At 40.7% G+C, this 23,648-nt stretch carries 19 protein-coding genes; 8 read left to right on the plus strand and 11 right to left on the minus strand.

The features are described 5' to 3' along the window. Nucleotides 1–96: 96 nt before the first annotated feature. Both AACU32_RS22310 and AACU32_RS22315 read right to left on the minus strand, forming a co-directional pair. Nucleotides 97–2,331 carry a tetratricopeptide repeat protein gene (locus tag AACU32_RS22310; protein WP_339378171.1) on the minus strand — a complete coding sequence of 745 codons (2,235 nt, stop codon included), beginning with the start codon at nucleotides 2,329–2,331 and terminating at the stop codon, nucleotides 97–99. A 77-nt stretch (nucleotides 2,332–2,408) separates the two neighbouring features. After that, nucleotides 2,409–3,659, minus strand: coding sequence for an RNA-guided endonuclease InsQ/TnpB family protein (locus AACU32_RS22315; RefSeq protein ID WP_339378172.1), 1,251 nt, complete (start codon nucleotides 3,657–3,659; stop codon nucleotides 2,409–2,411). A 115-nt stretch (nucleotides 3,660–3,774) separates the two neighbouring features. Here AACU32_RS22315 and AACU32_RS22320 point away from each other — a divergent pair, with 115 nt between their 5' ends. The 3 genes from AACU32_RS22320 to AACU32_RS22330 all read left to right on the plus strand — a co-directional run bounded on the left by AACU32_RS22320 (nucleotide 3,775) and on the right by AACU32_RS22330 (nucleotide 5,978). Further along, entirely contained in the window at nucleotides 3,775–3,906 is a 132-nt protein-coding gene (locus AACU32_RS22320) for a hypothetical protein (protein WP_339378173.1), read from the plus strand. A 56-nt stretch (nucleotides 3,907–3,962) separates the two neighbouring features. Continuing rightward, nucleotides 3,963–5,375: an aromatic ring-hydroxylating dioxygenase subunit alpha gene (locus tag AACU32_RS22325; RefSeq protein WP_096603326.1), complete on the plus strand. Its 1,413-nt coding sequence runs from the start codon at nucleotides 3,963–3,965 to the stop codon at nucleotides 5,373–5,375. A 102-nt stretch (nucleotides 5,376–5,477) separates the two neighbouring features. After that, nucleotides 5,478–5,978, plus strand: a complete 501-nt coding sequence (locus AACU32_RS22330) for a DUF1648 domain-containing protein (protein ID WP_096603327.1) — start codon at nucleotides 5,478–5,480, stop codon at nucleotides 5,976–5,978. Nucleotides 5,979–5,990: 12 nt separating this feature from the next. On the opposite strand, the gene AACU32_RS22335 is transcribed toward AACU32_RS22330, so the two are convergent. Both AACU32_RS22335 and AACU32_RS22340 read right to left on the minus strand, forming a co-directional pair. Further along, the gene (locus tag AACU32_RS22335) at nucleotides 5,991–7,238 is read right to left on the minus strand and encodes an AAA family ATPase (RefSeq protein ID WP_096603329.1); all 1,248 of its coding nucleotides are present in this window, start codon (nucleotides 7,236–7,238) and stop codon (nucleotides 5,991–5,993) included. 140 nt (nucleotides 7,239–7,378) lie between these two features. Then, entirely contained in the window at nucleotides 7,379–8,581 is a 1,203-nt protein-coding gene (locus AACU32_RS22340) for an AAA family ATPase (protein ID WP_096603331.1), read from the minus strand. A gap of 1,047 nt (nucleotides 8,582–9,628) precedes the next feature. On the opposite strand from AACU32_RS22340, the gene AACU32_RS22345 reads away from it, so the two are divergent. Next, the gene (locus AACU32_RS22345; RefSeq protein ID WP_096603333.1) at nucleotides 9,629–10,093 is read left to right on the plus strand and encodes a response regulator; all 465 of its coding nucleotides are present in this window, start codon (nucleotides 9,629–9,631) and stop codon (nucleotides 10,091–10,093) included. A 36-nt stretch (nucleotides 10,094–10,129) separates the two neighbouring features. On the opposite strand, the gene AACU32_RS22350 is transcribed toward AACU32_RS22345, so the two are convergent. The 3 genes from AACU32_RS22350 to AACU32_RS22360 form a co-directional block, all read right to left on the minus strand. Further along, complete coding sequence (locus AACU32_RS22350) at nucleotides 10,130–11,260, minus strand: sensor histidine kinase (RefSeq protein WP_096603334.1); 1,131 nt, start codon at nucleotides 11,258–11,260, stop codon at nucleotides 10,130–10,132. 49 nt (nucleotides 11,261–11,309) lie between these two features. Beyond that, nucleotides 11,310–12,692, minus strand: coding sequence for an ATP-binding response regulator (locus AACU32_RS22355; RefSeq protein ID WP_096603336.1), 1,383 nt, complete (start codon nucleotides 12,690–12,692; stop codon nucleotides 11,310–11,312). Between the two features lie 476 nt (nucleotides 12,693–13,168). Then, nucleotides 13,169–13,333 (minus strand): hypothetical protein, encoded by a 165-nt coding sequence (locus AACU32_RS22360; protein WP_339378174.1) that lies wholly within the window; start codon nucleotides 13,331–13,333, stop codon nucleotides 13,169–13,171. A 547-nt stretch (nucleotides 13,334–13,880) separates the two neighbouring features. Here AACU32_RS22360 and AACU32_RS22365 point away from each other — a divergent pair. After that, the gene (locus AACU32_RS22365; RefSeq protein ID WP_096603337.1) at nucleotides 13,881–14,600 is read left to right on the plus strand and encodes a response regulator transcription factor; all 720 of its coding nucleotides are present in this window, start codon (nucleotides 13,881–13,883) and stop codon (nucleotides 14,598–14,600) included. Between the two features lie 123 nt (nucleotides 14,601–14,723). Here AACU32_RS22365 and AACU32_RS22370 read toward each other — a convergent pair whose 3' ends face one another. Then, nucleotides 14,724–16,082 (minus strand): lipid-A-disaccharide synthase-related protein, encoded by a 1,359-nt coding sequence (locus AACU32_RS22370; protein WP_096603339.1) that lies wholly within the window; start codon nucleotides 16,080–16,082, stop codon nucleotides 14,724–14,726. Between the two features lie 365 nt (nucleotides 16,083–16,447). Here AACU32_RS22370 and AACU32_RS22375 point away from each other — a divergent pair, with 365 nt between their 5' ends. Next, a complete protein-coding gene (locus AACU32_RS22375; RefSeq protein ID WP_096603340.1) occupies nucleotides 16,448–18,751 on the plus strand; it encodes a BamA/OMP85 family outer membrane protein in 2,304 nt (767 codons plus the stop codon). A 283-nt stretch (nucleotides 18,752–19,034) separates the two neighbouring features. Here the strand turns inward: AACU32_RS22375 and AACU32_RS22380 are convergent, their stop codons facing one another. After that, on the minus strand, nucleotides 19,035–19,193 hold the full coding sequence (locus AACU32_RS22380) for a CHAT domain-containing protein (RefSeq protein ID WP_339378175.1): 159 nt from the start codon (nucleotides 19,191–19,193) through the stop codon (nucleotides 19,035–19,037). A gap of 2 nt (nucleotides 19,194–19,195) precedes the next feature. Here AACU32_RS22380 and AACU32_RS22385 point away from each other — a divergent pair, with 2 nt between their 5' ends. Beyond that, on the plus strand, nucleotides 19,196–19,342 hold the full coding sequence (locus AACU32_RS22385) for a hypothetical protein (protein WP_339378176.1): 147 nt from the start codon (nucleotides 19,196–19,198) through the stop codon (nucleotides 19,340–19,342). Between the two features lie 957 nt (nucleotides 19,343–20,299). Then, a complete protein-coding gene (locus AACU32_RS22390; RefSeq protein ID WP_096603345.1) occupies nucleotides 20,300–22,147 on the plus strand; it encodes a vWA domain-containing protein in 1,848 nt (615 codons plus the stop codon). A gap of 93 nt (nucleotides 22,148–22,240) precedes the next feature. On the opposite strand, the gene AACU32_RS22395 is transcribed toward AACU32_RS22390, so the two are convergent. Both AACU32_RS22395 and AACU32_RS22400 read right to left on the minus strand, forming a co-directional pair. Then, complete coding sequence (locus tag AACU32_RS22395; protein WP_096603346.1) at nucleotides 22,241–22,939, minus strand: DUF6745 domain-containing protein; 699 nt, start codon at nucleotides 22,937–22,939, stop codon at nucleotides 22,241–22,243. Further along, nucleotides 22,939–23,280 (minus strand): hypothetical protein, encoded by a 342-nt coding sequence (locus AACU32_RS22400; protein WP_096603348.1) that lies wholly within the window; start codon nucleotides 23,278–23,280, stop codon nucleotides 22,939–22,941. The genes AACU32_RS22395 and AACU32_RS22400 overlap by 1 nt, the downstream gene beginning before the upstream one ends. Nucleotides 23,281–23,648: the final 368 nt, after the last annotated feature.

Consider the following 23,648-nt stretch of genomic DNA (forward strand, 5'->3'; position numbering starts at 1 on the left):
GATACTTTTACTTTCTTCTTTGCGCCTTTGCGTCTTTGCGTGAGAATAAACGAACCGCGAAGACGCGAAGTACGCAAAGGAAGAATTTTTGAGAGATTACTCTGGTTTACCAATCAATTCCCTAAAAGCCGGCTCATCTGCAATATCATCAAAATCAATATCTGTCGCTGCTTCTTCCTGATATCGGGGATTCAATTTAATCGCCTGCTGGAGATTTTCTACAGCTAATTCCACTTGCTTTTGTAGTGCATAACAGGCGGCTTTATTGTAAAAAGCACTCGCATAATCTGGCTTCAATTCTAATGCTTTGTCAAAAGAGGCGATCGCATCGTCATCTCTCCCCAGCCTTACCAAGCTATAACCCCGTTTATCCCAGAGTTTCGCTGATGGTTTAATATCTATAGCTTTGTCAAAAGATGCGATCGCTTCGTCGTATTCTTCTAACTCAATCAACGCCAAACCGCGATTCATCCAAGCTACTGCGTCATCTGGCTTAACTTTCGTCGCTTGATTAAAGGAGACAAAAGCCTGTTGATGTTTGCGTAAGTTCCCAAAAGCCACACCGCGATCGCACCAGGCTTGATGATCGTTAGGATTAATTTTCAATGCTGTATCATAGGAAGCGATCGCGTTTGAGTAGCGTTTCAACCTGGCTAGCGTCAAACCGTGTTTAAACCAAGCCAGTGAATTATCCGGCTGGATGTTGACTACTCGCTTGTAAAGTGCGATCGCCTCTTCATAACGCTTTTCACCAAACAGCACATCTCCCTGTGCAATATATTCATCGCAAGCGACGCTAAACTCTGTCTCCTCCTGGGTAGACGAGGTTGTTCCCCCCGTCGCTTCTTCCCCATCCCCAAAACCAGCAGATGTTTCCTCTAATTGTGCCGGTTCTGGTTTTTTCGCCTCAATCCTCATACTTGATGGCGATGGCTGTTTAATTTCTGTCAGTTCTTCTAAAATTAAATCTTTGCGTTGTTGCGCATCTAATTGTAACTCCGAAAGCTGCGATACAAAATCCGTTTCTAATCTTTCCAGTTTTTCTAAAATCAGGATTTTCTGCTGTTGCGCATTTACCTGTAATTCCGAAAATTGCGAGGTAAATTCCGAACCAGATTTTTCTAAATTCTCAATAATTAAGTCTTTCTGTTTTTGCACTTCCACCAGTGACTCAGCCAGGTTCCTGGTAAATTCTGCTTGCAATTTTCTTAAATCTTGAATAATCTTATCTTTTTGCTGTTGACTTTCAGCTTGTAATTCTGCCAGTTGCCTTTTAAAGACATTCTCTAATTCGCCAATATTTAACAAACTTGTATCTTTACGCTGTCCCACCTCTGTTTGCAATTCTGATATTTTATTCGCCGCATCAGTTTTCCAAGCACTTTCTAATTCAGCAATATTTACCAAGCTTGTATTTTGACGCTGAGCAACTTCTGCTTGTAATTCTGAGATTTTATTCGCCGCTTCTGCTGCTAAACTAGCAATTCTTTCACTAACTATATCTTTTTCTTTTTGAGTCTCAGTCTGTAACGTCGATAAATGTAACGTCACTTCCGACCGAGATTTATCTATATTTTCAATAGTTATATCTCTTTGTTGTTCCGCGCTTAATAGCAATTCCGATAATTGCCCAGATAAATCAGATTCTCTCTGGCTGAAATTTTCAATTGTTAAATTACTTTGATTTTGGGCATTTGCCAGTAATTGCCCTATTTGAACACCAAATTCCGTGTCTAAATTCTCTAATTTATTTTGAATAATTTTAATTTCTGATTCTAATTGGTTTAAAATATTGTCCTTAGCTGTGGAAAAATCCGAATTAATTAAAGATAAATTTTCTTGCTCACTTTTAATCTTGGCTTGCAAATTCTCAGCCTCTTTCCCCAATTCCTGAGTAATTTTTTTCACCTCTTGAATTGCATTCTCAGCTTCTTGCTTCACAAGATTTAGCTGAGTTTGCAAATTTTCCACACCTTCTATCTGTGACATAGCCTGCTTGACAATTTCGCGGATTACTACTCCACGTAACAGCCAAAGTAAAACAATCACGGCGACTGGAAACAAGCTTAATAATACTATCCAGATATTGAAGGACATGGTTGTCTGACTAAAATTACGCTGAACATCAGATGGGGCTGCATCTTGAATCCGCTGTGGCGATCGCTGTTCCTCATTTGATAATACCGGAGCAGGAGTCACAGCAGGCGATAGAGCGGGTGCAGTTTGCCCATTGATTTTACCAGGAGACAGCAGCAAGGGCGAAAAGATGATAACGCTCTGTAAAACTAAAGCGTAGACAACTGGATTTTTGCTTTTCATATCCCTATCCATTGGTCAGTTTTGCAAGTGGCTTACCTCTCTCCAATCTGTGACATGACTCTGGGCTAAAGCCACAGAGCTTCTAAGAATCACTTCTGAGATTTCCTAGTTGCTCCCTTGCGGGTTTTCGACTTTGACCTAGATTGAGTTTCCCCAGTCCCCGGCAAACCGTCTGCATAGGCGTTTTGGATTCCGACGTGTCCCGCCGTACTAATTAGTTCTATTCCTCTATTTCTGATCACTTGACTACTAGCAACATCACGATCAGTTGTGTAGTTACAGCTATGACAATGATGCACTCTAACACTCAAGTCTTTTCTAACTTCTGCGCCACACTCAGGACACTCAATCGATGTCCCCCTGGCACTAACTTCACCGAAGAATTTACCACGCTTCCAACACACATACTTGGTGATAGTTCGGAACTGTCCAAACCCTGCATCAAGCATTTGTTTCCCAAGCATTCCTTTTGCAAGAGTTCGGTAATCCAAATCTTCCATGAAGACCATATCACCAGTATCGCAAAGGGCGTGAGCTTGTTTGAAGTGGAAATCTTTGCGGGTGTTATCAATCGTGTGGTGAAGTCTAGCAACCTTAATGCGTTGTTTCTCGTAATTTTGAGAGCGCTTCTTTTTTCGAGAAAGCCTGCGTTGCAGCAATTTCAGCTTGCTTTGCATAACTTTCAGGAATTTAGGCGACTTTACAAGAACACCGTCACTAGTTGCCAAAAACTTTTCTAACCCCACATCCACACCGATGGGATGACCATGCGGCATCGGTTCTGGAACACTCACATCGCACTGAATATTGATCGAGGCATACCAAACATCTGCTTTGTTGATGATCCGAACCTGCTTAACCACAAAAGAGCTAGGGATTGGGCGATGTAAGTTAATCGGAATCAACCCAAGCTTAGGAAGTTTGATATTTAATCCAACTACAGGATTTTCTTGAAACTGTGGAAACAATAAAGATTTGAATTGCCCAAACTTTTTAAATCTGGGGAACCCATGCCCAATCTTTTGAAACCCCTCCCATGCTCGATGCAGTTGTTTGATAGATTGCTGCAAAACCTGACTTGGTACTTCACTTAGCCGGGGAAATACCTTTTTTGCTTTTGGCAGTGCATTAAGCTGATTCACTTCACTGGGGAAAGGAGCATCCGCAGCTATGATATATTCATGACTAATCGAGCATCTGTCAACCAGACATGAACGTCCATTGCACCAATCTTTAATTTCTCGCAGCCCGTAGTTATAGGCAACACGACAAACATCCATCCACTCAAAAAGTAACTGCTCTTGAGTGATGTTTGGATAGATTCGATAGCGGTAATTCATGGTTAGCATTCCACTATTTTACTATATTTAGTGGAGAATCTAACTCTAGTAAATTAAAGCCGTCCTAGAAGGACGGGGTTTTCAACCCATTTTTCTGATAACAAATTATTAAGTTGTGAACCTCTCTGAAGAATACCTCTCTATCCCTTGGCGTACTACCCTGCGGGAAGCCGCTTCGCGTCTAATGCGTACTTGGCGGTTAGTAATTCCTGAATATTCAATGCATCTGCACAGAGAAATAGTCTAAGCTAAATTGAAGATGTCTTGAGTCTTTGATTAATCAGTACTTCTTTAATTTATCTTATGGAAACTCAATTTTCATGGACTAAGCAATGGTATCCAATTAGCCCCTTAAGTTATCTTAATGCCACCAGTCCCAATCCCGTTACACTTCTTGGTAAAAAGCTGGTGATTTGGCAAGATAACAATCAAAATTGGAGCGCTATGGATGATTGTTGTCCCCATAAACTAGCACAATTATCTCTCGGAAATATTAATCAAGATGGAAACCTGATGTGTAGACATCATGGATGGACTTTTAACAGAGATGGGAAATGTACTAATATTCCTATGTTAACTGGTCATGCGCAAGAAATTGCTTGCAATAGTTTAAAGTCTCACGTTAAAACTTATCCCACACAAGTTCTTCAAGGTCTACTTTGGATATGGCCAGATGATAGCGCCACAGCTTTTGAAGATTGTACATTAAAGCATCCAGCTACCATACCAGAATGCGATTTAGATAAATCATCTACAGACTGGCACATGACAGAAATTCCTGTAAATTATACTGTTTCAGTTGAAAGTAGTTTTGACCCTTCCCATGCCCAATTTTTACATGCAGGAATCGGTTATTTTTCTCCAAAAAACGCAGTACCGATCCAAGAATTTGCAGTAGTAGGTGAAATGTCTGCTGAAGCAGGTTTTAATCTCAAACATTCAGGTTACAATCTCCTCAACAAAGATATGGAAGCCACAAGGAAATTTACACCGCCTTCTGCAAATACTACTATCTACCGTTATGCTAACGGGAAAAATCATATATTTCAGTTGTATTTTGTGCCCACCCAACCAGGTCAATGTAGAAATATTGGTAAATTTATTGTTGAAGGGAATTCAGCTAAGAAAAACTTCTGGTTGGCGTTGCTACCAGATTATTTCCAAATAGGCTTACAGCATTTATCAACATACAAGCTAAGTGACCAAGATTTAACAGTCATGCACTCTCAAGAAGTGATGGAAGCTTCAATAGAGAAAAAATGGTATAAATCATACTTTATGCCTTCTCCTGCTGATGTGGGTATTGTCACTTTTAGAAAATGGCTAGATGCATTTGCTGGTGGCGGGCCTAGCTGTCCAGATAATCTAGTAAACAGTGCCAAAAGTGCCAAGGATCTGAATAATGAACAACTATATGACCGATGGCACAGGCATACAAAATTTTGTCCTAATTGTCGCCGTTCTGTGCTTTTTCTGGAAAAAATCCGCACAATTTTGCCGAAGGTTACAGGATTATTGTCACTGTTAACATTGGTGTTAATAATCATAAATATTCCCGTCAAAGTTGCCTTAATCACAACAATTTTGGCAATCATCAGTTTGTTAATTTCATATTTTGTTGATAATTTACAACAACAATTTTTCAGTAGCCTTCCCAAAACAGGTTTACCTATAGTTACAGTTTATGCCGATCATCCCAGTAAATCTCTCTCATAAGAGAATATCATAGGCATCTTAAATCTCTGTAACAAGCCCAAGACACAAGCTCCAATCAAAGGCTAAATTATAAACAAACTCAGCCGATACAATGGAGCTATAATGACTTATCAAAGACCTGTATTTCTCCCTCCCCAGTCTCAGCAAGGAAAAATGCTCAATTGGATTGCGATCGCGGGAATAGTTGCATTGTTTGCTACTGCTATTCATGCTTGGGTTGTATTACCAGAGACTATACCCATCCACTTTGGACTTGATGGTAAAGCTAACGGCTGGGGAAGTAAAAACTTTCTCTGGCTGTTACCAATTGTCGGTTTGTTAATGTATGGGATGCTGACAGTTGTGAGTCGCTATCCCCATACCTTTAATTATGCAGTCCGAATTACAGAAGAAAATGCACTGCGTCAATATCAAATTGCCTGCTCAATGCTAAATTGGTTGAAAACCGAATTGATTTGGTTATTTGCTTATATTGAGTGGCAAATTTTTTACTTAGCCAATACAGAAACGCCTAACCTAGGAATCTGGTTTCTACCTGTATCTTTAATTATTATTTTCGGAACTAATGCGTATTGGTTAACTCAATCTTTTCTGGCTCGTTAATCAACATACCCTTCATTTTTTAGCAGTTTCTAACTCTTTGGTAGTTTCACTGCTAGCAGTTGTGCTATTCATTTGTTCTCGCAAAACTGCAATTTGATCAACCATAATCTCTGCTATTCCAGTAGTTTTCATGGTTCCCATCCAGCGAATCATCGATGAGAGAAACAATTCTTTGAGATAGGCGAAAGAAAAGCCATCTGTCATCATCACTATCTGAGTCATCGCCTCTGGTGACAAACGCATAGCAGTTTTTAGCTGATCGTTCCACAGTGTGATGTAAGCTTGTCTTACCGAGTTATCTGGTAAATCAAAATGATACTTACGATCAAAACGGCTGGGGCGATCGCGAATCGCCGGATCTAAACGTTCGGGATGGTTGGTACTAGCAATGGTAACAATCCCCTCATTAGCAGCAAAGCCATCTAGTTCATTGAGAAAGAAAGAACGATTTTCGTCAGTCAATAGAGAATCTAAATCCTCTAGTACTAAAATACAAGGCGCAGACTGTCTTGCTTGTTTGAATACTTTCCGAATATTTTCACTATCAGTGTCATACTCAGATTGGAAACTTTTAACATACAAGCAAGGCTGTTGCATGAGATTAATTAATGCTTTGACTGTATGAGTTTTCCCATTTCCTGGTGAACCAATAAATAAAATTCCTCTTTTCCAAGGGATACCATAAGCTGTATAAGTTTCTTGAGAAGCAAAGAAGTTTATCAAGTCATCTTTAATATCTTGTTTCAGATTCCCATACAAAATTAGATTATCAAAAGTTGCATTTTTAATCGATTGAAACAGTTCGGGGTTTTTGTTCCAATAACCATCTTCAAAAACTAAAACCTCGTCGCGGATTTCCGAATTCCAATCACAAACAGCAGTAAAAAAATTTTCTGCCAATTCTTGACTATCAGCCATAATCCAGTAATATCTAGTTTTACAATAGCCTTCTTGCCAACTCATTAATAAAACATCAAGTTTCTGCCCTTGCCATTGCACCTCAAATTCAGCATTTTCTGTATATTTATATAGATGATTGTCCATTCCATCCCAGCCAGTCAAAATTTGGTTGTGAATTGAGGAATTATCTTGAATTTTGCAAAGGTTAGCCTCAGCGTATTTCTCTAAACTGAATGTAGTATCGTTACCTTCGAGTAGGAATTTCCTGGGATAAATTGCTGCTAATTCCTGACTAATATGATAAGCGATCGCATTATTTGGCAAACTAAGTGCTTCGGTAATCAGTTGTTGAATATTCATCCTGATTTAGTTACTTTCTTAATTAATTTATAAGGAACTACACAACATCTTTGATGAATTTCGGAATTTCAACCCAAAATTTCCGATTCCTCAGACAGATATCGGATTTTTATTTTATTTCAGAAATAAATATTTTACTTCTAGACAAATTTTTGAGTAAATTCGTAAATCAAATCTACTCTTCCCTTGCGTAACATCGCTGGATCTAATCTTTCTGTAGTATTACAAGTCATTAATACTACTAAACGCTGTTTGATTTGCAGCCCAGATTCGTCAATTATGCTTTGGTACAAAGTGCCATCTAACAAACTGAGAATATGTTCTGTTTTATTATTATATTGCGCTACTTCATAAGCACGATTTTGGGCTAAATTATCAGCTTCATTAATAATGATGCAAATTTGTTCTAAATAAGTTGGGGGGACAAAATTCGTAATTGCATCATGATCTAAAATAAAAATTACGTAGCCTAAAGGTACTAAAATTTCTTGGGCTACAGCCTGTGTCCATGCTGTTTTACCTGTACCTGGTTCTCCATGTACAACAACTGCTAACTGATGTTGATTGAGAATTGCTTGCTGTACTGTGTCTGTAAAATTTTGAATATCTGCGGGAAATGTCCGAATGGGAAATTGACTGGAAACTTTACCTACGCGACTTTGATAACCGCTTAACATTACGGCTAAATCGTAAGTTGCTTTGTTAATCAGCGGTGCCATATTTTTGGACATCAAAGTATATTGTCTGCGTCCGCGATCGTAGGGGTCAATTTGCAACCAAATATCATGTTTAGCCCAGTAGGCATAAACAGTATTAATCACCTCTAACCTGTCCCAATTCACAAATTTATCAACAGGAAAATAAAAATCTCGCTCTGAATAATATTGAGTTATAATGTCGGGACGGTCTAATAATCTCAAAACTCGTAATACAGTAATTTCCTGCAATCGATTTAGCACATAATCAATAGGAATACTATTGCGGCTCACAAATTGCATAATCGGCGTTTCTGTACTTAAAACTTCTTTGTAGCGGTTATCTGGCGTTAGAGGGTCTGGTGTAATAAAACTCCAAAATTTTTGTAATTCACCTCGCGTATAATCTGAAGCTACATTTAATATATTTGCCCACCAACTATAATCTCTTCGTCCTAAAGCATCAGCATAATAACTCGCTAAATTAATACTTTTTTGTCCTAACTCCTGGGTATCATGAACGAGAACTTGCCAGAAAAATCCCCAATCAAAGTCGCGTTGTAATGGTCGCCAACCACTACTCAGGAGGTTTTGACGGTTGTTATTTGCAGAATTCCCTTCGTTACCTCTAAAATCATCAAAAACCATATTTTTTTCAATGTAGCGATAGTTTAGCTATCTTAAGTTAACGGATAAATTTGGAAAAGGGTTTTCTTATATATTCTAGTTGCGATCGCTTAGCTCATGTGCGTCTAAGTTGCACTGCTTAATACTGTCATTTATTTTTTATCCTTTTTTCTTTGCCAATACAAATGACTAATCACAAAGGATGACTCAGCTGCGTTAGACTACATATAACTTGCTGCTGAGATTGAGATTCTCAAAAGGCAGGACGGGCTGTGGTTCATGCTTTGGTGTCGCTCTTGATCTGTCCCAGAGGCAGATGAACAAAGCATCTAAATTCTCATAGCGTGATTGTCATAATGTATTATACTGTATTACAAAAAGAGACAGATGTCAAACATGTTGGCATTTTAGAGCCAGCTATTTTAGCTTAACTACACCGGATCGAGGATTGCAGCTTGGGGATTTGAGATTAATAATTTTAATACAGCAGATTACAAGTTGCTGCGGTACAGATTATCGTCGAGCTTCGGGAACAATGTTCCCTACCTGTGACTTCATTTACCTGAACAAATCTGTATTTGTGCCACCGCCTAGCGGCTTTGCTTGATCTAAACAACCAATCTCAAATTCGTCTGGTAAAAAATCCATAGTCTAGAAATTCTAGACCATTGGCCATTGATTATTAACGGACTCAACCATAAATAAAAAACACTTGGCTCATTTTTGTTGTCAAAGGTTAGAAATACTTACGAGTTAGTTGATTTTAAATTAGTCTGAATTTACCTTCTAATAAGGTATGTAAAATCTAGGTGATAAATAATTAAAATCTCTATACATTTTTAAATATTTAAATATCTGATGAGACAAAACCAAAAAGATTATTTAATTTTGCATATATAATTAAGAGGTACGTGTTATATTTTGAAGCCTAAGTTTGGGATTTTAAACTATTACTATATTAAGAAAATTTCTCACTAGAAAAACAGTTTGACGTTTTGAAATCCTCAATGTATATTGTTTTTGAATTTTTAATGACAATGAATCTCATTTGTATCCTCTGGAGTGGAAATGTATCTAACACATTCATTCATGAGTGGTGAAAAGAAGCACAAGTCTCAACAGCCTTTAATTTTAGCGGTAGAAGATAATGATGATAATTTGTTGTTGATGGGTTATGCTCTTGATTCACTTGGTTGTAGATTCATTTGTCAATCAGACAGTATCAATACAATAGTAGTGGCAAAAGAGTACCAACCAAACTTAATTATGTTGGATATTTTGTTGCCGAGTATCAACGGTATTGAAATGGTGCGTTATTTGAAGCAAGAACCATTAACTTGCCATATTCCTGTTGTTGCAGTCACAGCTTTAGCTAGGAAAGAGGATCAAGAACGGATTTTAGAGGCGGGGTTTGATGCCTATTTAAGCAAACCTTATATGATTGATGAATTAGAAACAGTTATCCGCCGTCTACTTTGTGGACGGCTGGAGTATGACTCTGAGTCAGCGGCTTTTGAATTATGTAAAGAGTGATTTTGGCGGGAAAATGAGCAATTAGTGAGGAGAGCGTCAATCTAGGTTTTTTGGCAAGCGGACTGTGAATATACTGCCTTCACCTAATACAGAACTCACCCCAATAGTACCGCTATGTGCTTCGACAATTCTCTGGGATAAATGCAGTCCCAAGCCGCTACCTGAGCGTTTATTTCTACCTTGACGAAATCGCTCAAAAATGCTTTCTTGGTCTTCAGGAGCAATGCCATACCCTGTATCTTTCACCTCAATGGTAAGATAACTGGAATTTTCAGATGCGTCTGGTTGTTCCGCAAGCCGAATTTCGACACTTCCTGTATCTGTAAATTTAATAGCGTTGCCCACTAAATTACTCAAGACTCTTCGTAATTCTAGGCTATCACCCATAACTACACCAGCGGTTTCTCCCAAAAGGTCTAATTCATGGGTATCGAGTTTGAGAGTTATATTTTTATCCATAGCTAAAGGAGTGAGTTCACCGATCACTTCTTGAGCTGTTTCTTTGAGATTGCAGGGTTCCCAGTTTAAAGTCTTTTTACCCGCCTCAAAGCGAGAAACTTCTAAGAGGGTATTCACCATTTGCATCAAATTCTCGTTACTGCGAATCATCACGCCGATCATTTGTTTCATTTCCGGCGAAATTTTACAAAAGGTGTCTTCTATAAACAAATTCAGCATCCGATCGGCGGCTACTAGGGGAGTGCGCAAATCATGAGTCAGACGAGAAACAAAATCTTCTCGTTGACGCGCCATCTTTTTTTGTTCGTCAAGACTGCGCTTCAAACGCAATAGCGATCGCACTCTTGCTAGTAGTTCATCTGTATCAAATGGTTTGCGAATAAAGTCGTCAGCACCGACATCTAAACCTTCAACCACGCTAGATTCGTGAAAGGCTGTAATTAAAAGAATGGGAATATAGTTTTTGTTCCCTAAAAGATCGCGAATCCGACGTGTGACTTCATAACCATCAATCCCTGGCATCATCACATCTAACAAAATTAAATCTGGTGGAGATTGTGCCACTTTTTCTATAGCTGTTATCCCATCGGATACTAAGTCAATTTCATACCCTTCACTTTCTAAAATTGTTTGCACCAAAATTAGATTATCTATAGTATCGTCAACTGCAAGAATCCGCTCAATTTTAGAAGTTTCACTAACAGACATGATTGATAACTTAAATTTTCTAGAATTAATCTTATACTTTAAATGTAGCCTAACTTATTGATACTTTGCTGGTTTTTGGATGAGATGAATGTTGCTGCTGGTTGCCATGAGAATGAGATGAATGTTGCTGCTGGCTAGGTTGAAGATGAGCGTGATGGGGATTTTCAGTAGCACAAAAAATATAATCACTATCCAAATTTAATGCGGCATCATCAAATGCTGTATTTAATGATTTTACCTGACGTGGCAATTCAATTCTAAACAATGAACCTACTCCCAACAGACTCTTAAGAATGATTTTACCACCCATCATTCTGACTAATGAATCTACGATCGCCAAACCCAAACCTGTGCCAGGATATTTCCGAGTAATAGTTTGATCTACTTGGCGAAAAGCTTCAAAAATTATTTTGAAATCCCGCGCAGCTATGCCAATACCTGTATCCCGCACGGTAATTGCAACTTTATTTTGGGGAATTTCCCTGACTTCAACCCAAATAGTACCCGACTCTGTAAATTTAATGGCGTTGGAAAGTAAGTTTACTAAAATTTGTTGTACACGGGTTGAGTCATTAAAAATCCGAGGATTTGTTAATTTTATGTCAACTAATAAAGACAACCTTTTGCCTTCGGCTAAAGAACGGAGTTCCGCTACCGTATCTTCTATTATCTTAGGTAAATCAAATAATTCTGGTTTTAACTCGAACCGTCCTGTTTCCAATTTAGAAAAATCTAGCACTTCATTTAATAGCATCAACAGATGTTTACCATTGTTGAGGATACGTTCTACCATATCCTTTTGCTGATGGGTAAGTTGACCAAATTTAGGACGGAGCAATATCTGAGAAAAGCCAATTATGGCATTCATTGGCGTGCGCAATTCATGGGATATAGTTGCCAAAAACTGCGATTTTAGCCGTGATGCTTCCAATAATCTTAAATTTTGCAGATGAATCTGTTGTCTTTGCTTTTCCAGTTCTTGGTTTTTACGAGTTAGTTGGTCATTACTTTCTTTGAGTTGGTGATGAGCCAAAGCTAAGAGCATTTCAGCACGATGAACGCGAATTGCATTTCGCAAAACTTGGTGGAGCGTTTCTGAAGATACTTTAGCTTTAGATATATAATCTGTAGCACCTGCTTTCATCAACTCGACCGCGATTTGTTCATCTCCCGATCCAGTCAGCACTACTATCGGAACTTTAATTTCCAAAGAACGTAAGTTCTGGATCAGGGTAAGACCATCTGCATCTGGTAGACGATAGTCCAGAAAAACACAGTCATAGGTTGTATTTTTTAAGTGAGCGATCGCATCATTACAGACGCTTACTTCTGACAATTCTATAGGTAAACCTGCTGTCGTCAGAGCAAGACGCACTGTCATGCGGTCTACTTCATCATCGTCTACAACTAAAATTTTCAGCGTCTGTTCCATCGGCTTTTAGTTTCGCTGTCAGATACAGGTTGATGTTGAGCATTAGCGTTTTCACATTCTTAAGATAAAGTATTTTAAAATTGAGATTGGGTAATGCTTACTAATGCTTATATTGATTATTCATCGCTGTAGGTGTTGATTCCCAATCTCTAACCAACAAATCTGATGTCTACTAAATGAAGGGCTAACAACCTGGCAGTTATTGACCCTCAAAAGTATACACAGCTAACACAGAGTAAAATTAAATACTTGCATCAAGCTTTCAAATCAATTCTAAATAAGCAGATGATATCCTGTCCTCAGTCATTGGTGTGAGTTACACACTAACCATTATGTACCATAAGCCTGAGCATTTTTACTCATAAGCTTGGTTGGGCATAGGGCAAGAGGGCATGGAGCATGGGGCATGGGGCATGGAAAAAAAGATTTTTATATCCCCATTGTGGGTGCGATGCCTGTAAGGTGGGAGCTTGACCTCAAAATAGATTGTTAAGTAATCTTACCTCCTGCGGTTTCCACAACTTGCTTGGCGATCGCGGGCTGTTAGAGTTTGGCAGAACGCAAAAACTTTGGTTCAATATAGCTCTTAAGGGTCGTTCACTTTCTCCTATGGCTACTAATGGTTGTCGAAAATTTTCCATTTATTTTAAAGTTTTGATAACTTAAATATCGTAAAATCTGATGCAATTTATTTGGACATTTTATCGTTAAGGCTGTCAAAAGTCCAGAATCTAAAATAACTATTGACTTTTAAATGCCAGTCTTACGCCAATTCCTACAAGCTGGGATACCATATACAGCAGTACCTCCTCAACAAGAACCTCTTTTTTTGGACTGTCTTACCACGCTGGCGCTGCTGGACAACTTTCATAGTTCAATAGGAGTCAATCTGCAAAATAATTGTGTTTTAAGTGATTAAATCCTCATGAGTTCTCACTCATTAACTAAAGACGTAAAATAGGCAAAAGCAGAATTTTTACTCTATATTTCAATTGTTATCTTAAAATATCTATACATCTCAGGCTAGATTTTTACATCTATCTAAAACTAAAAATCGCAAATTTATTATTTCTATCGGTGGATGCAGTGTAGTATAAATATCATCTATCTTTGGTTTGGTAAAAGCAAAGAAACACCTTACATAAGTTAGTATTTCCCAAACTGGAGTTCAAAAACGTGAGCGTTGCAATGAGTGAAATTAGCATTATTTTAATAGAAGATCACGATCTCACCCGCATGGGGTTAAGAGCAGCACTCCAATCTCAGACAGGAGTGAAAGTGATCGGTGAAGCAGCAAATGCCACCCAAGGATTAAAACTTTTAGAAACCGCGAAGCCAGATGTAGCTGTTGTTGATATTGGCTTACCGGATATGGATGGCATTGAACTCACCCGCAAATTTAAACGTCAGCAAGCCGAAACCGGACAAGCAACTAAGATTCTCATCCTGACAATGGATCATACAGAGGATGCGGTACTTGCAGCTTTTGCGGCGGGAGCAGATTCTTATTATATGAAAGAGACCAGTATCAGTAAATTAACTGAGGCGATACAAGCAACTTATACTGGTAATTCTTGGATCGACCCCGCGATCGCTAACGTCGTCTTGCGGAAAATGCGTCAAGGTTTGCCTGGTGATTCCTCAAGCAATGATAAACCAAAGACCGTGAAAATAGAGGCTTTGGCATCAGAGTACGAGCAAGTTTTGGAAACCTACCCCCTAACCCAACGCGAACTAGAAATTCTGGAATTGATTGTTGCTGGTTGTAGTAATGGGCAAATTGCCGAAAAACTATATATTACAGTCGGTACAGTCAAAACCCACGTTCGCAATATTCTCAATAAACTCTGTGCTGATGACCGTACCCAAGCAGCGGTTCGTGCCTTGCGTTCGGGATTGGTGGGATAAGGGGTATGAGGAATTGGCGACTGGGAAGATGAGGAGACAAGGGGGACAAGGAGGACAAGGAGGACAAGGGAAGGGGGACGCGGAGAATGACAACTGACAACTGACAACTGACAACTGACAAACTTACAATCTTGACTGCAAACACTGCGCAATCCGTTGCGCTGCTCCTGGTTGACCCATTCGCAGCACTCCGTTGTCTGCGATTAACTGCAAGGTGTCAGGATTTTTGAATAAAGACTGCACTACTTTGGCAATTTGTCCTGGCTGGTCTACTAAAATCAAGGATGGCCCTAAAAGGCGACTTTGCGCTTCAGCAAAGGCAGGATTATACTGAGGCCCAGAACCAGGAATGGCGATCGCAGGTTTTCCTAAACCAACAAATTGTTCTGTTGCTGTCCCGGCCATTGCGATCGCAAAATCTGCCAAATGCAAGCAGTCGTTATAGGCATGTTGAGTAATTATTAGATAAGCATTTTTTTGCTGAAATGTCAAGCAATTAGGATCGCCCAGTTGAACAGGAGATTGGGAGTGGGGACGCCAGCCTTGGTTTGTGAGAGTTTGGGATAAAGTGTGACAGTCCAAACCAGGTGCGATCGCTCCCAAAAACACCACTTTACCAGAGTGAAAAACTGAATCGCGATCGCGGAAACTGGCGATTAATGCAGATACAGCCACCATAATCATTTCCCAGTTATTGTAAGCTTCTGGCGCACGGGAACCAGGAAGCAGAGTTACAACCAGAGGACGACTGATTTCTTGCTGTTGCACATCCGCAGTATAAAACCGTTGAGTAGGAAACGAGGGTTCTAAAGCATCCATCATCGGATTACCTAAATCAAAAGCTGGAACTTGGAACTTTTTTAATATTTCTGTTGTCAATGAATCTCTAGGAAATACTGCTCGACAACGGTGACGACTCATTAACCACCGTTCCCAGGGATGATAAATCGAACCGGAAAAGTTTTCCCACTTTGCACCTTTATTTTTACGTGGTAATAACCCACCTTCATCGCGCACATAATATTCTGATTTTGCTGTTCCTACAAAAGCATAGTTAGCACCACTAAAAGTTGCAAATAATAGCGGTACTATATCACCCACAGCTAAAATAGCCCTGTGATTTCCTAATTTTTTTTGATGACTAACCCAACGGCGTACGGCTTTAATTTGGCTCAAAGTAAGTTGCAATAAACCACCACGGACATCTCTTACTAATTGGTGATTATCCATATAAATAAAACCGCCAGAAGGCATACTACGCACTGAACCAATCACAGGAATATCTAAATTTTGGTAAGCGCGTCCTTCACCCACCAGAGGTAAAGCAAAAATATCTGGTGGGTTTGATTGTTGCAACAATGCTTGTAAAATCCTGACTGCAATTATATCCTCACCATGACCATTGCTTAAAACGAGTAATTGCAAACGAGAACTGGGAGATTGGGGCTGGGAAACTACGGATGACGGGGATAGATCGCTCATATATAACCATCAAGTTTGATTTTTGAAATGAGAACAGGGAAACAAAGGAGGAAAATGGATTAATCGATGTTTGAGATATCAAACCACAAATAAATACAAATGCACACAGATAAATACCAGTGTTTATCCGGATTCATCTCTGGTTAATTTTTTTCTGATTCGGATACTTCCCAGGAGTCTATTTTTTTCAAAACTTAAAAAGGATGGCCGTAAGAAACAAAAACACATATTTAAATGTCTATGTAGATAAAGAGGTAGGAATGGGGATAAAAAAGACTTAAGCAGCTGGAAGTTAGTATTATCCCCGTTGACGAACCTCGCTACAAATAATTACCAGTAAATTAAGGCTATATAGGCTAAATATTATGCGAGTTTCTTCTGCTGCAATTTTTACTTTAGCGACATTGGCGGCTAATAATGCCACTCAGCAAGCAATGGCTACACCTACCACAAATGCCATTTCAACTGAAAAAGCAAGTAAATTGGTAGTCCCGGTAATTGAGGAATCGCCAGCACGCACAGAAGCAGTTTCAGCACCGGAAACCGTAATTTCTCAACAATTTTCGCAAAATCCTGTGGTTTTGCAAAGCGATGTTAATCATAATTCTTCAGTAACGTCAAAGACAGGGGATAAGGGAGAGAAGAAGAATTTACAAGTTGTGTTACCTGTTTCCTCTAACTCGGCTGCTGTTTCTCAGGTAAAGGAGATACAGGGGAATTCTAAAGTTACAGTCCCGAAAATTCAAGCGCAAACGGCAACGCCTACTGCTACCAGGGATAAGGGGGACAAGGTAGAGAAGAAGAATTTACAAGTTGTGTTACCTGTTTCCTCTAACTCTGCTGCTGTTTCTCAGGTAAAGGAGATACAGAGGAATTCTAAAGTCACAGTTCCGAAAATTCAAGCGCAAACGGCAACGCCTACTGCTACCAGTGACAGTAATTTAGTTGTCATAGCTACAGATGTGCAAATATTGGGAGCAAGTCAGGAATTACAGCAGATCATTCGCAAGGTAATTAAAACCCAAAAAGGGGGAGATACCAGCCAAAGTCAGCTACAAAAAGATGTGGCGGCAATTTTGGATACAGGTTTATTTACAACTGCTAATGTAAATAGCCGGATTACGCCCGCTGGGTTAAATGTAGTGTATCAGGTGCAACCAGTAGTAGTGCGATCGCTCCAACTTTCAGGGGCAAAAGTACTTACCTATCAAGTGGCGCAGAGTCAATTCCAATCCCAAATTGGTGCTGTCATTAGTCCGGCGACACTCCAGCAAGCAGTGGAAAAAATTAATAAATGGTATGCCGATAATGGTTACAATCTCGCCAGGGTGATGTCAATTAAACCCACCCGTGAGGGAATTCTCAACATTAATGTTGCAGAAGGCTTGGTAGGGGATATCAAGTTTCGCTTTATCAACGAGGACGGTAAAACAGTTGATAGCAAAGGTAACCCAGTAGCGGGACGTACCAAACCCGATTTTATTCGGCAACAATTAACACTCAAATCAGGTGAAATATTCCGAGAAAATACTGTTCGCCAAGATGTCCAACAGCTATATCGCACAGGTTTATTTGAAACTGTGAATGTGGCTTTAGAAGGAGATGCATCAAAGGTAAATTTAGTCTACGAACTCAAAGAAGCAGGCGCCCGTGCTGTGAACTTGGGTGGTAGTTACAACGCCGACCAAGGTATTATGGGCACATTAAACTATCAAGACCAGAATGTCGGCGGCGTTAACAATACTTTGGGTTTGAATGTAGGTGTTGGGTTGCGTGACTTCCAATTTGATACTAAATATACCAGTCCCTATCGGGAAAATAACCCCGATCGCCTAGGATATACCATTAATGCCTTTCGGCGGCGGGAACTGTCCCAAACATTTGATGATGAAATCCCATTAGCAAACGGCGACCGAGCCAGAGAAGGTCGGATTGGCGGTGGTATTAGCTTTCAAAGACCAATAGACGATTGGGATACATCCTTAGGATTTAACTACAACCGCATTAGTATCCGCGATCGCGAAGGTAATGTTACCCCAAAAGATGCCCAGGGAAATCCTCTCACCGCTAGCGGTACTGGTATCGATGACCTAACCACAGTATCTTTTAGCGCCAGCCAAGACCGACGAAATAACCCCCTCAATCCCACCCAAGGTTCTCTCCTTAAATTAAGTACAGAACAATCCATTCCCATTGGCGACGGGAATATATCCATGAATCGCGTACAAGCTAATTTTAGCCAGTATGTGCCAGTACAGATATTTAGCAGCAAACAACCACAAGTATTTGCCGTAAATTTGCAAGCTGGTACAGTTTTGGGAACTTTACCACCTTATGAAGCCTTTAACTTAGGAGGTGCTAATTCAGTACGTGGTTATAATACTGGGGCAGTTGGCAATGGACGCAGTTATGTATTAGCTTCAGCAGAATACCGCTTTCCCATCGTCTCAGCCGTCGGCGGTGTCTTGTTTGCTGACTTCGCCTCAGACTTAGGTTCTGGTAATACTGTCTTAGGAGATCCAGCAGGCGCACGGGGTAAACCAGGTAACGGCTTTGGTTATGGTGCTGGAGTCCGCCTCGACTCACCCCTAGGCGTACTGCGGGCTGACTATGGTATTAACGACCAAGGAGAAAGCCGAGTGCAATTTGGTATTGGTCAGCGGTTTTAGAAATTGGGCATTGGTCAATGGTCAATAGTCAATGGTCATTTGTCTTCCTTGTCTCCCTTGTCTCCTCTGCACCATACGTGTCAACTTAACGTGAAACCCAAGCTATTGAGAGATCTCTCAAGTACCATCACGATCCACGTTACCCCACCCCGGCTTTGCTGACGCAAAACCTCCCCTCCCCTTGCCCAGGGGAGGGGATTGAGGGGTGGGGTAAACGTCTGTGGGATAAGTGTTTGAGCTTAAGTTGACATCAATGCCTCTGCACCCCTCCCTACTTGAAAACCTAATCTGCTTCTCCAATGAGAGTAAAAGCCGCCCAATCAATGGGATTCGGATTATTTTTCATCGTCTTCAGCATCGCCTGTCGCAGCGCTTGCGCTTTGTCAGGACTTTTTTGCAGATTTTGATAAAATTCCGTGCTGAAATAGTCGATCTGCTTCAACTTTGCGGTCTGCTGGTGTTTGCGCCAATACCTGCGACACCTGGAATAATGGAGGCAAATTGGCGATGGGTTGTGAAATAGTCAAGATGACGGTGATTAATGCGGTTAAACTAAGTTTGCGATCGCGCATGGCTGGTATTTACCGTTAGGAGTTTCCATCCAGGAGGTGGACGTTGATTAACATATACCTCTGGTCGGTTGGAGCATATGCAAAATTCAGCAACCAATAACCGTTAAGGGACTTCCAAATAAAAAAATATTCCAATCATTAACCTACCAAACCCGCAACTCGTAGGGGCGGGGTAACCCCCACCTGTGTCAACTTAACGTGAAACCCTTATCAAGACTTAATTTTGAATTAAATCACCTACCATCAAGATCCGCGTTACCCCACCCCAGTTTTGCTGGCGCAAAACCTCCCCTCCCCGCAAGCGGGGAGGGGATTGAGGGGTGGGGTAAAATGCCTGTGGAATAAGCGTTTTGACTTAAGTTGACACCAATGGGTAACCCCGCCCCTACAATTTGGCATAATTTATTTTTTGGAGTTCCCTAATGCCAAAAATTTCATTATCCGTTTGAGAGAAACAGTCAACAATGGGGTTGAAATCTTGAAGTTTTGAGTTTTGAAGCTGAAGTTCCAAGTTCAAAACTCGGTGTTCCGAGTTCCGAAGCTGAAGTTCCGAGTTCCGAAGCTAAAGTTCCGAGTTCCGAAGCTGAAGTTCCGAGTTCCGAAGCTGAATTTTTCAGATCTGATGTCAAATTGTCGGGTTTTGCACATGGAGTTTCCAGTTTTACACTGAAAATTTTCAGCTAAATCAAGGCTTTCATAAGTAGTTGCACAAAATTAAATTCATTGGCGTGGAAATGGAACAGAAAAACTGAAATTTTTCCAGGAGAGCGATCGCATTGAATTGATTCGTGGAGAACTAATTTAGATAGTAGCTAAGGGCACACCTCATACACTTTGCACAACTCGACTTTGTAGACAACTGATCGATTGCTAGGCAATGTCTGCGACGGACTGCGCCTAAGCTGTCTGAGAAACTGGGTACACTAAAAGCAATACTTACTATTTCTGGTTAAAAATAATTCACAGAGGTGACAAAATGCTGAAAACAAATTACGAATTTGACCAAGCTATTCTACCTGCTGGAAGTTCATTAAAGACTAATGTGTTGCTCCGGTTTGCTGCTGACATACCTGAATCTCCTCGACGTGACCTGAACCTTTCTCTTGTCATTGACCGCTCAGGTTCTATGGCAGGTAATCCTTTGTATCATGCACTAAAAGCTGCTGAATCTGTAGTGGATCAACTTGAGCCAAAAGATATTCTTTCAGTGGTTGTTTACGATGATGCAGTAGATACAGTTGTTCCTCCTCAATCTGTCACGGATAGGTCTGCGTTAAAAAATGCTATCCGCAATGTTTACGCAGGAGGTATTACCAATTTATCTGGGGGATGGCTTAAAGGTTGCGAATATGTGAAAAAGCAACTCGATCCGCAAAAAATCAATCGTGTGCTGCTGCTGACCGATGGTCACGCCAATATGGGTATTCAAGATCCTAAAATACTGACGGCAACAGCAGGACAAAAAGCGGAGGAAGGTGTTAGCACAACTACATTAGGTTTTGCTCAGGGTTTCAATGAAGATCTGTTGATTGGGATGGCGAGGGCTGCTAACGGTAACTTCTACTTTATTCAAAGCATTGATGAAGCAACTGAAGTGTTCAGCATTGAGCTAGATAGTCTCAGAGCAGTAGTAGGTCAAAACCTCACAGTCACACTTGAGTTGGCTGATGGTGTCAATCTTGTGGATACCTTAAGTCTGGCTAAAGTTAACCAGAATAGTAATGGTCAACCTGTGTTTACTTTAGGGGAGCTTTACGAGGGTGAAGACAAACTTTTAGGCTTAAGTTTGGAGATTTCTGCTGCTCAAATAGGTGAATTACCTGTGATGAAGCTGCATTACAGTGCTGATGTAGTACAAAATAATCTCATTCAAAGCGTATCAGGCACAATCAATGTTGTTGCCAAAGTCGGTACAGTTGAGGAATCAGCGCTTGCTGCTTCCAGCCATATTATTCTCGACTTGAGCCGTCTGACTATTGCTAAAGCCAAAGAAACTGCTCTCGATTTAGCAGAGCATGGTAAACACCAAGAAGCTGAACAAACTTTGCGATCGCTTGTGCAAGAATTGCGAAATAAAGGCTTAAATGAAAATTTTGAAATTGCTGAAGAGATAGATCAGCTGGAATATTTTGCCAGTCGGATTGCCCAAAAAGCCTTGGGTAATGCTGGACGTAAAGAACTTTTGGATCAAACTTATCAGACAATGACGCGCAATCGCAGCGATCTGGCGGGTCGTGGTGTGACTGCGGGTGAAGAAGTATACGCCATGCCGGTTGTGAATGAAGTCGGTTCAGGTGTTGAATTGTACTGTGTTCGTGAAGGGGGTAAGCTGCGAATCAAAATCATGTCTAGTGGCTACGATGCAACTAAAAACGTTCAGTTTCCCCGCGCCATTCGTGCTGAGGGAGCGCGTTATATTGTTGAAGGAATTGAACTTTCAACTGATGGTAGTTTCTATCGTGTCACTGGCAAAATTAACCGTTTTGCTAAATCCGGTGAAGCAGATAACTTTGTTGCTAAGATACACTCTCAGGCAATTAGCACTACTAAAGCTTTCAAAGCCCCAGCTAGCGCTGCCAACCTTCCTACAACTGACACTATAAATAATGGCATTCTCGTTCAGTGTGTCAAGGATGGTAGCAAGCTCCGCGCTAGGGTGGTGGCTGATGGATATGAACCTGATTGGAATATGCGTTTTCCTCGTTCAATTCGTGAGGAAGGAATGCTTTATGTCGTTGATGAAGTCAAAGTAGCCCCTGATGGCAAATCGTATATTGCTTGTGGTGACATTAAGCGTTTTGTGCAACCTAGCATGAGCAATTAAAGGGGATGAGGGGGACAAGGGAGATGAGGGAGTGTGGGGGGGAGTTTTCTTCCCCATGCCCAATGCCCAATGCCCAATGCCCAATGACAAAGGTTAGGCTTCGATCGCCGGATTATAGTCATCCGGGTTGTTAAATCCAGCAATCCAGGCTGCTGCTTGATGGCAAGTTTGCATATCGGGGGGAACACGTAGAATATGAGTATGTTTTGTGGATGGACAAATCACTTTCAAAACCATCAGGGCTTCATCATCCTCAAAAGGAATGTAGATTAGTTGACGTTCCCCGCCTGCGTCGCGATCGCGATCGCGTATCAAGCCCCCTACTTGCTGTAAAAATTTTTCGTATCCCATCCGCTCAATCAGCACGCGGCGTAACTCTACATTCTCTGTATTGAGGATATCCTGCCCTGTTATGGACTGAGATTCAAAGGCGATGCGGTCACTTACCTGTACACCCCGCCAGCGCAAAACAAAACCATGTCCCGTTCCTAAATTAGTAATCCCACTTCCGGCTAACTCAATCCAATGGGTAACATGAATACCTTTGGGAAGATGAGTTAAGTTTACGCAATCGCTGATATCGAGAGTTTCACAGGTGAGATTTTCCGGCAAATGGTAAAGCTGTGATGCGCCGCTTAAATCCAAATGACCCAAAACACGCATCCCATACCCTGCGCGATGCTCAAGGATGAGTTTTCTGGCAAGTTGGGCTGATACAGGGCGATCGCTTTCCTCTGGGCGCTGCTTCACCAATTTCTTTGGTACACGCCCGTTTGACATCAAATTCAGCATTAATCCTCCACTTCTACATAAGCATTAGGACGGTATTCACGTTGTCTCCAAACCCGATAAAGACCTTGAGGTAATGCAATTGCGCGATGTTCTTCGTGAACCAAAGTCGCACCTGTTTGTTTTACCTCCAGAAACAACTCATTACCATGCACCCATAACTGAACAGCATCGGCTGGCTGGATACGATGGCTGTGTCCTGTAACTTCACCATGAGCGAGAATCACACCTTGTTGCTTTTGGACACTCTTAGGTATGCTAGCAATACCTTTAATCAAAACATCACCGTGTCTGTACAGTACATTTCCTGAATTAACTGGGAAATTTTTGTTGTTAGCTAGCATATCTATAAGCTCTATAAGCTTTTGAAAACTCATCCATTATAGTACATTTATACTAAAAAATCCAGAATTAATGGCGATCGCACAACTAATAAAGTAAGTTGCTAGTTATTTGGTAATAACCGGGAATACAGAGATGAGGGAATGAGGGCAATACGGTTCGGATAAGCAATTTTCATCTCCCTTTTGGGAAAGGGAAAAGGTTAAGGGGTAAGGGAGAAAGGTTTGAATGGGCCCTTTTCCCTTTTCCCTTTCTCCCTTAACCGAACCGTATTGGGAATGAGGGAACAAGGAGGACAAATGCCCAATGCCCCATGCCCCATGCCCCAACCCCAATGCCCAATGCCTAACCATAGCTTTAAGGTCGCTCA

The sequence above is a fragment of the Calothrix sp. NIES-2100 genome (assembly GCF_963875285.1).
Classification (GTDB): domain Bacteria; phylum Cyanobacteriota; class Cyanobacteriia; order Cyanobacteriales; family Nostocaceae; genus Aulosira.